Consider the following 14429-nt stretch of genomic DNA (forward strand, 5'->3'; position numbering starts at 1 on the left):
AATTTATTCGAGGCGATTTCTCCGCCTCATTTTAATCCCAATCTAATCTATATAAACAACGGTGCCAGAACCAGCGACACCATCGCCATCAATTTGATCAGGATATTCATCGACGGACCGGAAGTATCCTTGAAAGGATCTCCAACCGTATCACCGACCACGGCCGCCTTGTGGGGAGCCGAGCCTTTTCCGCCGAGATTACCGGCCTCGATATATTTCTTGGCGTTGTCCCAGGCGCCGCCGGCCTTGGCCATCATCAGGGCCAAAAGTACTCCGGCCAGGGTGGCACCCGCCAGAAAACCGCCGAGAGCATACTTACCGAATATGAGTCCAACCAGAATCGGAACCACAATGGCTAGCAAACCGGGAACAACCATTTCCCGAAGCGCACCTTTGGTGGCAATATCGACACATCGGGCCGTGTCCGGTTTGGCTTTGCCTTCCATCAATCCGGCGATTTCCTTAAACTGACGGCGGACCTCTTCAACCATTTTGAAAGCGGCTTTACCGACCGCCGTCATGGTCAGAGCGGCAATTAGGAAGGGCAGGATACCACCGATAAAGAATCCGACCACAACATGGACTTCCAACAGACTGAATAGGCTGGGATCAAATTTGGCCGCGGTGCTGTACGCGGAGAAAAGGGCCAGAGCGGTCAAGGCCGCCGAACCGATGGCGAAACCCTTACCAATAGCGGCCGTGGTATTGCCGAGAGAATCCAGCCGATCGGTGATCTTGCGAATATCTTCGCCCAGACCGGCCATCTCAGTGATTCCGCCAGCATTATCAGCTATCGGGCCATAGGCGTCAACCGACATGGTCACACCGATGGTCGAGAGCATACCCACCGCCGAAAGACCAATCCCATAGAGATCGCCCAGTTTATAACCCACAAAAATGGCTAAGGCAATCACCAGAACCGGGAGAGCCACCGATTCCATACCGATCGCCAATCCGGCAATGATATTGGTGGCGGGACCGGTTTCAGAAGCTTTGGCGATTTTTCTGATCGGTGAGCCGGCCGTATAATATTCGGTCAAAAGACCGATTATGATACCGGCCAAGTTTCCGGCCAGAATGGCCCAGAATAATTTTTGATCCAACCCGAGTTTATCAATAATAAACCAGGCCGCGACAAAGAGTACAATAGAGGCCACATAAGTGACCACTCTTAAAACCGCCGCCGGGTTTTTCATGTTGGCAAATACTTTCACCGATAAAACACCCAGAATCGAGGCGACAATGCCGGCCGTCGCAATCGCCAGAGGTAAAAGGACTTTGCCCAGAGTGACACTGTCACTTGGAAGTGCCGAGCCAAGAGAAACCACCGCAATGGCAATAGTCGCGATAACCGAACCGACATAGGATTCAAACAGGTCGGCCCCCATCCCGGCCGTGTCACCCACGTTGTCGCCGACATTATCGGCAATAACCGCCGGATTACGGGGATCATCCTCGGGAATCCCGGCCTCGACTTTGCCTACCAGGTCCGCGCCGACATCAGCCGACTTGGTATAAATCCCGCCGCCGACGCGGGCAAACAGGGCAATGGATGAGGCACCCATACCAAACCCGGCCAGATCGGGCCAGTGAAAGAAATCAAGCCGAAATACAAGGTAGGTGAAAATCCCGACACCCAGAAGGCCCAGCGATGCCACCGACATACCCATCACGGCCCCGCCGGTGAAGGCAATGGAAAGGGCCCCGCCCTGACCTTTGGCTTTGGCCGCGGCCGAGGTTCGCACGTTGGCCTTGGTGGCGGCTTTCATCCCGAAATAACCCGCCAGCATCGAACAAATGGCCCCGGAAACGAAGGCTACCGCTGTGGCAACCGATATTTTCCACATTAACAGCAGGAAAACGACAATAATGAAAACAGCAAGAATGGAGTATTCCCGCTTCAGGAAAACCATGGCGCCGGTGGCGATCTGGTTGGCAATCTCTTTCATTACGTCGTTGCCTGCATCCTTACTCTTGATGGTGAAATACAGTATCACCGCGAAGATGATACCGACCACACCGAGAATCTGAGCGGCATAGAGGTAAATCCAGTAGTGATCCATCTAACACTCCCTGATTAAATTAGTATGTTTAAATAGTTATTGATTTCCAAAACGGATTTGTCCCAGCCAAAATGTGAGGTCATATCCACGCCTGCCATAACTTTATAAAAGTTAAGGCGGGAATTTACAATAATTTGCACAAATGTCAAGATTGTTTTTTTAAACAATGTGATAAAGTTCACAAAGGTTCGCACCGCCACCGGCCCTATGTCATGACCTGACATTATTATACATTGAAACCAGCTCTTTTAATTAAAATGATTTTGGATTTTCTACCGCCTGAAAACCCTTCCCACTTGCCATCTCCCCGGTAAAAATAAATCCTTACTTTTTGGGGGAACTTTTACAGAACGTATTTGTTGAATAGCATACATAATATGGATTACTATAGTCCATAAAACCTAAGACTTGCGATAATATATCGGGCTTTTTTGAAAAGGAGTTAATAAAATGGCTTACGAATGGAAATTCAATCCCCGCCCGTATTCGGACGATGAAGCTAAAAAGCTTCTCAAGGATGTTATCTCGCCGGAAACGACGGACTGGCATTACAATACGCATCATAAAGGTTATGTCACCTTTTTGAATAAAATCGAACAGAACCTGGAAAAAGCCGACCGCTCTACTGCCAACGGTAACTGGTCCGAGATCGGCGAACTCAAACGCCGGTTGACCTGGAACCATGCCGGAGCCTTGCTCCATGATGTTTACTGGGATAACCTGGGCGGTAACGGCGACCCGAAAAAGGGACCGGAAATCCTGGCCGCCATCGATAGGGAATTTGGCTCATTCGACAATTGGAAAGCCGATTTCAAAGCCGCCGCCATGGCCGCCAAATTGTCCGGATGGGGTGTGCTGGCCTTTGATCAGCTCTACAGCGGGCGGCTTCTCAATGTCCTGGTCGATGAGCATCATTATGGTGCCATCTGGGGCGGGATTCCCCTGATTGCGGCCGATGTTTTCGAACATGCTTATTATCACAAGGATGGACCGGGGCGGGCGAAATATCTTTACAACTTCCTGGCCAACTTGAACTGGGAACGGATCAACAAACGTTTCAAGAAATATGTGAAAATGTAATTCAAGCATAAAAAATGAGCACACGCCCCCTGAGAAAGTCCTCTTTTTCTTGAAATTTTGGTTCTTTTCAAGGGTAAGTGGGTATAATAAAAAGAGGACGGTCAAAGGGGGCGAATAAAAAAATTGCGGCAGATGGGCTGCAATTTTTTTTTGCGTGAAAACGGAGATGGCGTCCATAAATTATTCGTTGAAATAGGCGGACGTATTGAGTATTCTGGGACGGATCGGGATAAATTTAAAAAGTGAATGTATCAGGGAGTATCGGATATGGATTTCGAACTGACCGAAGACCACCGTTCGGTACAGGAATTGTGCCGCGATTTCGCCGCCCGCAATGTGGCGCCGACCATCGGCGATCACGACCGGGAACATAAATTCGATCCCGCGCTCCTCGAGAAAATGGCCGAGGCGGATATCCTGGGAATCTGTATTCCGGAAAAATACGGCGGGGCCGGCATGGATTATATTTCGCTGGGACTGGCCTGCGAGGAACTGGAATATATCGACGCCTCGGCCCGCGTTATCCTGTCGGTGCATATCGGCCTGAACTCCCTGACCCTGCTTGCCAAAGCCACTCCGGCCCAGAAGGAGAAATACCTGGTTCCCCAGGCCCGGGGTAAAAAGATCGCCACCTTCGGGCTGACCGAACCCAACGCCGGATCCGATGTGGTCGGTTTGCAATCGACCGCCGTCCGGAAGGGCGATAAGTACATTCTCAACGGCGAGAAGATGTGGATCAGCCTGGCCGATGTGGCCGACAATTTTTTGATCTTCGCCTGGACCGACCAGGACAAGAAGAAAGCCCGCGACCACAGCGGTATTTCCTGTTTCATTGTCGAGCGCTCCTTCCCCGGTGTCACCACCGGCACCATCCACGGCAAGCTGGGTGTCCGGGCGGGCAATACCGGCTGGATCGCCATGCAGGATGTCGATGTCCCGGCCGAAAACCTGCTGGGCGAAATCGGCGACGGGTTTTCGATTGCCATGTTCTGTCTGGAGCAGGGACGTTACACGGTCGCGGCCGGTTCGACCGGATTGATCCGGGCCTGTCTCGATGCCTCGGTCGAATATGCCACCACCCGCATGACCTTCGAGCACCTGATCGCGGAACATCAACTGGTCAAGCAGATGATGGCCGAAATGGCCGCCGGTTATGAATATTCCCGGCTTCTGTGGCTCAAGGCCGGGTGGCTGAAAAATACGGGGCAGCGTTCCACCCGCGAGGCCGGAAAAGCGGCATCCGATGCGGTGCAGGTGCATGGCGCGTACGGTTTCTCCGATGAGTACCCGGTCGAGCGCTTTTTCCGCAACGCCAAAGGGGCGGCCATCTACGAGGGAAGCCGCGAGATTCAGACACTTCTTCAGGCCGATTATGCCCTGGGATTCCGCACCGACCGGCCGCGCAAAATCAACCTTCCCCCCTGGCCATTCCCGGATGATGTTTAGTTGATCGGATCCGTTAAAATGGGTTCGTTTCCTCAGTAAAAAGTTTTTGGCGAAAATGGGTTCGTTTCATCCTCCACAATTTTTTGATACAGTGTTATTATTGAAGAGGCCATAAAATGGGTTCGTTTCCTCAGTAAAAAAGTTTTTTGGATATTCGATAAAAATATAACGTCATTTATGATGTCGCAATGTATAGGAATATCGGTTTTCATATTGATCGGGGCTTGGAATGGATTAAGGGTGAAGTGGTGGAGAAAATGACCGGGATGAAAATAACAAATTCAGAAACCCGCCTGAAAGGCGGGGCACCATGTCCGTGAAATAAAATAATATGTCGAAACCGCAGGGGATTTCGACAAGATCTGGTAGAGTGATAGTGGGGGTCGCTTTTTTGTGCCTAGCGCCCTACGGGTTTTTTACTTGTGCCCCTGCAACGTAGATACTATATTTCACTTAAAGATCATGAGTTTTTAAAATATCAAGTTGAAATGTGAAACCGGTTATGACCACAAACTTTGAAATGGACTGGGCGGACAATGATAGTGAAAATCCACTTGAAATGCAGGGCATCCCGGCTTTAGCGGGGTACAAAGTACAAAGTACGGGGGGCAAACAAAATGTGTAAGGAGACTCTTTTCACATGAATAAGAAAGCTGCAACAAAACGCATTCTTAATGTGATATCATCGTCTGAAAGCATCGTACAGCTTAACCAGTCCCATTTTTTCAAAGAAAATAGAGATATACTAACCGAAAACCTCAATCGCATTTCTGCCGCCTTTAGTGGTTCTTGGCTCGGTTACCATGCAAATGTATACTATGAGAACCTAGATAAGCCAAAGCCTGGCTATTCTTTCAATCCTGAGTGGGGTCTTGTAAACCCATATGGCCAAAAAACTCTATGGCGTGAAATGGATAGAGACATCGTGCGCACCGCTGTTGTTAAAGGGTTGGATCCGGACTATGAACAAAGACTTGAATCAATCTCTAAGGAAGCAAATGCTGAGTATGAAGAGAGTGTCGATAGTCTAGTCACGCTTGTCTCAGCACTGTCTGAGAATTCTCAAACAGAAATGCTAAAGGAAATTAAAGAAGAGATCAAAATGATCCAAGGCCCGCTATCCCAAAAGCAGATAATCACCAATTTGAGTCCTAAAAGGGATTTCATGACTAGAGATACAGCAGCATTTACTCAAGGAATCCGCATCCCGCCACACTCTGAAGTCGAGGCTAAATTTCTTTCGCTTGAGAGCCCGTTTGTAGGGCTGGGGGGAATAATAAGAGTTGCCAGGAAGCTGCATAAGTATATGGAAATGCAAGACTTGCTGGAGTTGGCTAATATTTCGCAAGGGAAACGCATATTTATCGGGCACGGACAATCGCCCCTTTGGCGTGAACTGCAAAACTTCATTCAAAATCGCCTTCATCTTGACTGGGACGAATTCAATAGAGAGCCTGCTGCCGGTTTGGCAACTACAGAGCGTCTCAGTTCTATGCTTAATGCAGCTGGTTTCGCGCTCTTGGTTTTAACGGCAGAAGATGTATTCCATGATAAAACTATTCGAGCAAGACAAAACGTGGTTCACGAGCTGGGATTATTTCAAGGAAAGCTTAACTTCCGTAAGGCAATCATCATTTTAGAAGATGGTTGTGAAGAATTTTCCAATATTACAGGATTGGTTCAAATTCGCTTTCCAAAAGGCAAAATTGAAGCTGCTTTTGATGATATTCGTCGTGTTTTAGAGCGAGAAAGGGTGATAAATTGATATGTGCTTAATCATTGCTTTGGCCGTGACTCCAAGGGGTGCGCCACCGGCCGCTGGATGGGCTACGGGACTGGTAATATAAAAGAATATGTCGAAACCGCAGGGGATTTCGACCTACAGGGGCTGTTCAAAGTCCCCTCTCGAGAGGGGATTCAGGGGTGTGTAGAGCAGTTTGGGTAACACACCCCGTCTTTGCCTGCGGCATATAAATGCCTCCGGCGGATCCACCCCTCTCAAGAGGGGATGAAGATGGATTCCCGATGACTCGGGAATGACATGAAGGGGAGAATTACAATATGTGGGTGGGAATGATTCAATGGGAAGTAAATGAAAGCGTTTGCCGCTTATTAATATCAGTGGCCGGGAACAGGCCCGCACCCCAAGAGGTGCGCCACCGGACTTTTTTATTTATACGGGCGGCAGGCGTTTTTATCTGCCCTTTATTGAAACCGGGTGATGTGATATTCAACTATAAGCCTTATATCATATTACGTGCCCGTCGGAGGCCATTCAAATGACAGAAACTGTCACAAGACATGATATTTCTGCAATTTATTCATAAAATATCGCTTTTTTTCTTGACAATTGGAAATTTTATCCGATACTTTTAAATGGGGTTGCTTGTCCGGTTTGGGATGGGCCGACTTCCATTCAATTAGACTATCGTCATCGACCCCTTTATCGTATCGCATCATCGCTAAAATGGAATCGCAATATCGGGTGGGTTTCAGGTTGTATCCGGGTAAAGGATTGAAGGTGCAATGCCGGATTTCTGATGATTTTAGAGAAACCAATTTCGATTCCTTTTGATCATAAAGGGAGGCGTCAACGATGGAATATGCCGTTGCCCTTAAAGGCCTGTTCAGAGTTTTCTACAACCCGGAGTCGGTATATTATGGACTAACCCGATCCAAAAGAATACTACCATATTTAATTACTCCCTATTCCATGCTTGCGGCCATTATATTGCTATGGCAATTCACGGGCGCCGAAGTAATTGCCCGCAATATTGCCTCCGGCAATTTTCTGCCACCGATTTATGAGGAAATCCGTCGGAAAAACGGAATTGAATTCCTTGTCTCGGCAATTAAACATAAAGAATTGATAATTGACGGCGGTTTAATACTACTCCGCCCCGTTGTTATATGTATGGTTGTATATTGCATTCTTGGAGCGGCTCAATTGAAATGCTCAATGTTCAGAATCCTGGGTATTTGTCTTTATGGTGAAATCATATACCGTTTGAGTATCCTGATAACCGGGATGGGCATTATCTTTGCTCGAAATTTCCTTTTTTCATTATCATTGTCCTTTCTGGCCGGAAAAAAAACATCTCCGGCGGAAATGCAATTCCTTTCAACGCTGAATCCCTTACTATTTTGGGAAATGATGGTGTTAAAGGAAGGTTTTAAGACGTACATTAATACGTCAAACAGGAATTCCTTTTGGCTGGCCTTTATGGCCGGTTATGCTCCATCTCTTTTTATGATAATCTTTAAATCATGGTATTAGCCCATAAATAACCGGAAGAGAACGATGAAAAAACTTATATGCATCCTGTTATTAATGCCGTTTTTATCCAATGCCCAGGTATATGACCCGCAGGCGACCGACCCGCCATCATCGTGCCGTTCTATTGACGACAATTCATGGCACCCCTTCAGGCCTGTACCCTTTGAAGGTTGCCGCGTCATTATAAATCATGATAATATCGGCGACAGGCTTTACATTCAGGTGGAATTAAGCAATCGCGGTTATACCTCGCGTATCTCCTGCCTTGACAGCACGGTCCGCGTAAATATCAACTGCGTGGCCGAGGATTGGGCCGCGCATGCCCAGGCTCCCGTTTATTTGCCGACAGAATTCGATCTATATGTTAATATAGAGGATTCTGATAGTGCGCGTTATCAAATAACATATGTAAATGACGAATTACTTATTGAAGCCATTGAAACAACCAAATCCATTAAGCTTGAGCCTGTAAGGAAAACGCCGAGGAGTTCCTGCTGGATTCAATTTAACGGTAACTGTCGTTCGTTAATACCGGACATTTTGACATCGCTCGGTAATAGTGGTCAGATTGAAGTTTTGGACACGGGATATTATCTTGATTTTCCTCTTGAGGTATTTATCGACAAAGATAAAAACTCGAACAAAACGCGGCATGGCACCATAATTTTTATCGCCCCGTCAGATCAAAACGGAATGAATTGTATTTCCACAATTCTGGATTGTTACCGGGATAAGATAATCGGCTACGGCCATCTGCCTTAGTTTGGGGGAATGGTGAAAATAAAATTCGAGATAATCTCGCTTTTCGATTATGCCTTGCGCATCGGGGGAATACTTTTTCTTGTGATAGTCTTCATCTTCGTTCTTTTATGGTATCACCCTGGAATTTTAGGCAAGATCTTACCGCGCCCCATAACATATCGGGCAGGCAATACCTTTACGACTATTCCTTGTGATTCATTAAACCTGGGGCGATATTATGAGCAATATATCGGGCTTAGAGATACCCTTACTCAAAAAGAAAGTTTAATGTTAAAACATTCCGATTCCGGCGGAATGATTTGGCTGGGAATTAACCCTCAATGTGAAAATATGGTAATATTTTATGATTTTTTTCAGGATTGTTCCTGCGGCTCCGACGCATTTGTCCTCTGGCGTTATAATCCCGATATTAACGGGCTTTTACGTCTGGTAAACCGCCGCAAAATGACATGGAATCTCTATTATTTATTTCTTCAGGAAAATTATAAGCAAATGCCGGATAATAACATGGAAACGTAGGACTTTTATCCCCAGGGAGTTTCACGGATCAATCAATTTTCAGAAGGAGGTATTGGATGTTTAAAAAAACCATCAACATTCTTGCGGTGATTTTACTTCTGGCAATTTTTGTACTCCCGTTTACGGGACACAGCGGTCCGCCGCCCGATACCATATTAAATGCCAGCTGGATGTGCAGTCAGTGTATATCCGGCGATAGCTGGTGGTGTGCGGGATGTTTGGGCATGTCGCAACAGGAGTACAGAGCATACGTGTTTGATTACTGATTCTCTGACGGAAAGGGAGGCAAATTGAAGGCTTGTCAATATGCCTCCCTGAAATAACTTTATCGGGATTTATACTGTATGGCAAGAAGGGGTTTCGGCCTTATCATTTTGGGATTATTATATATCGCAATAATGAATTATGAGGCAATGGCCAATGGCAACGATGAGGCCCATCGCTTATATAAAAACGGCGTGTTTCAATTCATGAATGGGAAATATGATCTTTCCTGTCAACTGTTCAAAGAGGCAATTAGCGCCGATTCAACAAATGCCTATGCCTATAATGCACTGGGTATGGTATTTTTCAAATTCCGGGATTACATTGGAGCTGAGAAATATTTTGAGACGGCAATAAAATTGGATTCACAATTGGCTTTGGCCTGGTATAATCTGGGAAACGCGCATTATTATACGCCGGACCATGATAATTCATTGACCTCAAAGGCAATTGAATATTGGACCAAGGTACTTGATATTGAACCGGAAGGACCGCTTGTAAAGCAGGCGTATAACAACATCGGAAACGCCAATCTTAATCTGGGATTTCCGGAAAATGCGGTCATGGCCTTTCAAAACGCATTGAAAATCGACTCGGTCTTCACCGAGGCTCGATTCGGCCTGGCCCAATCCTATGAAGCCATGGGACAGCTTGAAAAGGCAACGGGAGAATATCAAAAGATTCTGATAAAAAACCCCATGCATGCGCCATCATATAATGCGCTGGGTAATATATTTTATGCCCGGGGCAATATAATATCAGCAATAAATTCATACCTTCAAGTCATAAATGTTGACTCATCGGACTGTCATGGGTATCGGATACTTGTAACAGTCCTGGATGTATTTATTGATAATTTGCAGGCAACCAGAGATAAGGCTTTTATTCAGGCACGATATATAAATCGCTATCGAGATTACAATATCTTTGGCGGTCGAACCCAATTTGCCAGTCAAACGGAACTTGACTCAGCTTTAAATCTATACAGATCCGCCAAGAAAGACCAGATTCTGCAGTTGTTCCATAAATACCGCGATGATTTTTTCCAACCCGGCCGGATCGGCGAAAGGCTTAAGGGTTGTTTGGATAATATTCGATTGGATCCCAATTCTGCAGATGCGTACTACAGGTATGTTAAAAACCTTGATGCCCTTTGCCTGTCAGCTTTCGCAATCCGCTTAGATGTGATTGCCAAAGCGAAAAAGCAATTTTTATCGTGTAACATTCCAAATCGCGAAAACCAATCGCGGAATTCATTATTGGCATTTATTCGTCTCCGAAACGGTAATTTTTAAATGTTTACAATGTTACAGATTATCCGCTTTCCGGTTTAATACCATCCCCCAAAATCCATACCATTGTTGTATTCAATTCCATAGAGATTTTATATCAGGGAATGCATCACTTTTCCCTTGCAAGCGCTTAAATGACCACCCTGAAGGCCAAAGGTAAATTGATTTGTCCAGATTTGACTTGACAAATGTTTTTTGCGGGGTTAATTTAATATGGCAGGGTGTTTTTGGATTCACATATGATTATGTAACCACTCCCCAGCCCGACATCGGGAGATTTTTAAGGAAAGACATACTGAATCGACAGCAATAAATCGACCCTGTTCGATCATTACAGGAGAAATTAACAGCGATTTTCAATTAACCGCATAAAAACGAGGACCATCTAACACGGAGGTGATTATGTTCGGGATACGTAAAACCGGAGGCCGCCTGGGATTACTGGTTATCCTGTCGCTATTAATCTGCTTTTCGGCCGCGGCCCTGGACGACCTGTGCGGGGATATCAACGGCAACGGCCAGATCGATATTCTCGACGGGACTTACCTGATTATCTATCTCTACCGGGGCGGACCGGCCCCTCCCAACCCGCTGATGGCCGATCTGGATGGGTCGGGGAATATCAATATTCTCGACGTGACCTTCCTGATCAACTGGCTGTACAAAGGCGGTCCGGGACCGAATTGCGGAGATCTCGACCATCAGGATATCCGGGGCGAATGTTTGCGCTACGATCCCCCGCCCGACAGCGCCGACTACATGGTGACCGAAGTGATCGGCAATGACCTGTATATTTATCATTTCAACGCCTACTACAACTGCTGTCTGGCCTATGTGGTCGATTACGAGATAGAGGATTATAATATCACGGCGGTGGAATCGGATACCGGGGCCCCCTGCGACTGCATCTGCTATTTCGATCTGAAAACGATTTTATACGATCTGGACGACGGCGAATATGTCGTCAGGCTGATCGGCATTGAAGGCGACACGGTCGGGGTGGATACCGTCACGGTTAATGGCCAGATGGGGGTTGTCGGCTATGACGGCGGTTTTTGTTATGACAGCGGCCTTCAGGAAAAGCTTTCATCGATCATTTATGTCTACAGCGGCGGGATATTGACGATGCAACATCTTCAGGCTTGGTTTAATTGCGTGGCCAATATAATCATGAAATTCGAGATAGCCGGTGATACGCTTCGATTTTATGAGATCAATATTTCCCGCGAGGCGGTCTGGTGTATGTGTTATTACGACCTGTCGGTTATGGTAAATGGAATCCCGCCGGGAACTTACGTGGCCGAGGTCTATGAGCAGCAGTATTATTGGGAGGATTTTCAACTGGTTGACAGACGGGAATTGTTCCTGGAATAAAAAATTCGACGGCCCCCTGTTTGACTTTAAAAAGCCCGAGAATGTTCGGGCTTTTTTAATATACACCGGCAATCGAACTCAAAATGCCAGGGTTTTGTCACCATTTTTTGTCTTTTTTTATTCTTGTAAAAATATATATATCCATTATATTGAATTGATTGGATAATGGGCTTACGGTTACATACCCGGAACTGCTTTTTTAACAATGATTTGCTGGGGAAATAAATAAACTAATCACATATATTCGAGAGAGAGGCCTCAATGCGTCAACTATTGCTATCGGTGGCAATTCTGCTTGTTTTCGCAGTCTCTTTGGCCTATGGCGAAAGAGTCGAATTGGGTTCCGAAAGCGGGTATACTCAAGCCACGGTCCTGGAGTCGAATGACTCCCGGATAGTGGTCGAATTCAATATCAATGCTTTCGATAAGAATCCGGTGGAAATCAACGGTGAAAAATATTTCGAGATTTCCTGCGACAGAGAAAATATTCTCCTCAATGAAGGCGAGCCGGCTCTTCCCCGTCTCTGCCGGAGTATCATTATTCCCGATGATGCCAGAATGGAGATTAAAATATTGTCGGCGGAATATACCGATTATCCGGAAACTCCGGTGATTCCTTCCAAAGGGAATCTTCCGAGAACCGTTAATCCCGAGGATATTCCTTATACTTTCGGGGATATTTATGGCGGTTCAGAATGGTATCCCGGTGAGTTGGCCACGATTCGCGAGCCGTATATTCTGCGGGATTATCGCGGAACGGTTATCGAATTCAATGGATTTCAGTACAATCCCGGTTCCAAAACGCTCCGGGTTTACAAATCGGTCATGGTCGAGATAGCCAATGTCGGGCTGGATGATGTCAATATCCTGCAGAGATCCAAAAACCGGATCGACCTGGTCCGTGATTTCGAAACCATCTATGAACGGCGTTTTCTGAACTATGACTATGTTCAGGGTAAGTATACCCCGGTTCAGGAATCGGGCGATATGCTGATTATCGCCAACAGCGCCTTTTACGACGCCATGCTGCCGCTGGTCGAATGGAAAAGACAGAAAGGTATAAAGACGACCCTGGTCAATGTCTCGACTATCGGTAACGACAGCACCTCCATTAAGAATTATATTAAGTCGGTATATGATATCGACTCGGCCCTGGCCTGGGTATTACTGGTGGGTGATGAAACGCAGGTTCGTTCGTTGCGTTCTGGCGGCGGCGGGTCCGATCCCCGTTATGCCCTGGTCAAAGGATCTGATAATTACCCTGATATTTTTGTCGGCCGTTTTTCGGCCGAGAATGTTACCCAGGTCGAAACCCAGGTGACCCGGACACTGACATACGAGATGAATCCGCCCGGAAGCGGCTGGTTCCATATGGCTACCGGGGTGGCCTCTAATCTGGGACCGGGACACGATGGCGGCGAATATGACAATGTTCATATGGGCTATATTCGCGATGACCTGCTGGGCTACAATTATACCCTGGTTGATGAAATCTACGATCCATCCGCTTCGGCCGCCATGGTTACCGCGGCATTGAACAGCGGGCGCAGTTTTGTCAACTACTGCGGTCACGGCGGTACGACATCCTGGACAACAACCGGTTTTTCAAACAGTAATGTCAATGCTTTGACCAATGATAACATGACGCCTTTCGTTTTTTCCGTGGCTTGCCTTAACGGCAATTTCACGAGTTCAACCTGTTTTGGCGAAGCCTGGCTTCGGGCTACCAACAACGGGGTTCCCACCGGCGCTATCGCGGCCTATATGTCATCCATCAACCAGGATTGGAACCCGCCGATGGATGCCCAGGATGAGGCGACCGATCTTCTTTGCGCCGAGGATATGCTGACTATTGGCGGTCTGTGTTATAATGCCTCATGCAGGATGATAGATGATAACGGATCCATCGGGATCAGTATGTACAATACCTGGCATATTTTCGGGGACCCCTCAGTGATGATGCGGACGCTTGACCCGGCCGTTTTGACGGTCAACCATAGCGCCACGATTATTTTTACCTTGACCGGCATGGATGTCCAGGTGGTCGGTGTCGAGGGAGCGGTTTGCGCTCTTTATAAAGATGGCGTAGTCTATGGAACCGGTATCACCGGTTCGGATGGAATGGCATCGATCACCTTTGATGAAGAACTGCCGATTGGAGAAAATATTACTCTGACCGTTACGGCTTACAATGCCATGCCATATACCGGCGAGGTTACCGTGATTGCTCCGCAGGGACCATTCGTACTCTTTGATAACAACGATATCGATGACGGTTTGGGTAATGGAGATGGTTTGGTGAACTGCGGGGAGTCGATTTTGCTGGATGTTCAGCTGGAGAACGTTGGTCCG

11 protein-coding genes are annotated in these 14429 nt (G+C 46.9%); 10 read left to right on the forward strand and 1 reads right to left on the reverse strand.

Features of this window, described 5'->3' with window-relative positions:
• Positions 1–47: 47 nt before the first annotated feature.
• Positions 48–2063: a sodium-translocating pyrophosphatase gene (locus tag JXQ28_01355; protein ID MBN2276367.1), complete on the reverse strand. Its 2016-nt coding sequence runs from the start codon at positions 2061–2063 to the stop codon at positions 48–50.
• A 450-nt stretch (positions 2064–2513) separates the two neighbouring features.
• On the opposite strand from JXQ28_01355, the gene JXQ28_01360 reads away from it, so the two are divergent.
• The 10 genes from JXQ28_01360 to JXQ28_01405 form a co-directional block, all read left to right on the forward strand.
• Positions 2514–3143: a superoxide dismutase gene (locus tag JXQ28_01360; protein ID MBN2276368.1), complete on the forward strand. Its 630-nt coding sequence runs from the start codon at positions 2514–2516 to the stop codon at positions 3141–3143.
• A 267-nt stretch (positions 3144–3410) separates the two neighbouring features.
• Positions 3411–4589, forward strand: a complete 1179-nt coding sequence (locus JXQ28_01365) for an acyl-CoA dehydrogenase family protein (GenBank protein MBN2276369.1) — start codon at positions 3411–3413, stop codon at positions 4587–4589.
• A gap of 640 nt (positions 4590–5229) precedes the next feature.
• On the forward strand, positions 5230–6354 hold the full coding sequence (locus JXQ28_01370) for a nucleotide-binding protein (protein MBN2276370.1): 1125 nt from the start codon (positions 5230–5232) through the stop codon (positions 6352–6354).
• Between the two features lie 831 nt (positions 6355–7185).
• Positions 7186–7866 (forward strand): hypothetical protein, encoded by a 681-nt coding sequence (locus JXQ28_01375; GenBank protein MBN2276371.1) that lies wholly within the window; start codon positions 7186–7188, stop codon positions 7864–7866.
• A gap of 24 nt (positions 7867–7890) precedes the next feature.
• Positions 7891–8628: a hypothetical protein gene (locus tag JXQ28_01380; GenBank protein MBN2276372.1), complete on the forward strand. Its 738-nt coding sequence runs from the start codon at positions 7891–7893 to the stop codon at positions 8626–8628.
• A gap of 54 nt (positions 8629–8682) precedes the next feature.
• Positions 8683–9147, forward strand: a complete 465-nt coding sequence (locus JXQ28_01385) for a hypothetical protein (protein MBN2276373.1) — start codon at positions 8683–8685, stop codon at positions 9145–9147.
• Positions 9148–9203: 56 nt separating this feature from the next.
• Positions 9204–9413, forward strand: a complete 210-nt coding sequence (locus JXQ28_01390) for a hypothetical protein (GenBank protein MBN2276374.1) — start codon at positions 9204–9206, stop codon at positions 9411–9413.
• Between the two features lie 78 nt (positions 9414–9491).
• Positions 9492–10706: a tetratricopeptide repeat protein gene (locus JXQ28_01395; GenBank protein MBN2276375.1), complete on the forward strand. Its 1215-nt coding sequence runs from the start codon at positions 9492–9494 to the stop codon at positions 10704–10706.
• A 399-nt stretch (positions 10707–11105) separates the two neighbouring features.
• Positions 11106–12077, forward strand: a complete 972-nt coding sequence (locus JXQ28_01400) for a hypothetical protein (GenBank protein ID MBN2276376.1) — start codon at positions 11106–11108, stop codon at positions 12075–12077.
• 261 nt (positions 12078–12338) lie between these two features.
• On the forward strand, positions 12339–14429 hold a 2091-nt coding region (locus JXQ28_01405), incomplete at its 3' end, for a hypothetical protein (GenBank protein MBN2276377.1).

The organism is Candidatus Zixiibacteriota bacterium (assembly GCA_016933955.1).
Classification (GTDB): domain Bacteria; phylum Zixibacteria; class MSB-5A5; order GN15; family PGXB01; genus JAFGTT01.

Bases quoted from the DNA above. Each gene is read 5' to 3' on its own strand.
- JXQ28_01355 (MBN2276367.1), bottom strand. From the start codon at position 2,063: ATGGATCACTACTGGATTTACCTCTATGCCGCTCAGATTCTCGGTGTG.
- JXQ28_01360 (MBN2276368.1), top strand. From the start codon at position 2,514: ATGGCTTACGAATGGAAATTCAATCCCCGCCCGTATTCGGACGATGAA.
- JXQ28_01380 (MBN2276372.1), top strand. From the start codon at position 7,891: ATGAAAAAACTTATATGCATCCTGTTATTAATGCCGTTTTTATCCAAT.
- JXQ28_01390 (MBN2276374.1), top strand. From the start codon at position 9,204: ATGTTTAAAAAAACCATCAACATTCTTGCGGTGATTTTACTTCTGGCA.
- JXQ28_01365 (MBN2276369.1), top strand. From the start codon at position 3,411: ATGGATTTCGAACTGACCGAAGACCACCGTTCGGTACAGGAATTGTGC.
- JXQ28_01400 (MBN2276376.1), top strand. From the start codon at position 11,106: ATGTTCGGGATACGTAAAACCGGAGGCCGCCTGGGATTACTGGTTATC.
- JXQ28_01395 (MBN2276375.1), top strand. From the start codon at position 9,492: ATGGCAAGAAGGGGTTTCGGCCTTATCATTTTGGGATTATTATATATC.
- JXQ28_01370 (MBN2276370.1), top strand. From the start codon at position 5,230: ATGAATAAGAAAGCTGCAACAAAACGCATTCTTAATGTGATATCATCG.
- JXQ28_01375 (MBN2276371.1), top strand. From the start codon at position 7,186: ATGGAATATGCCGTTGCCCTTAAAGGCCTGTTCAGAGTTTTCTACAAC.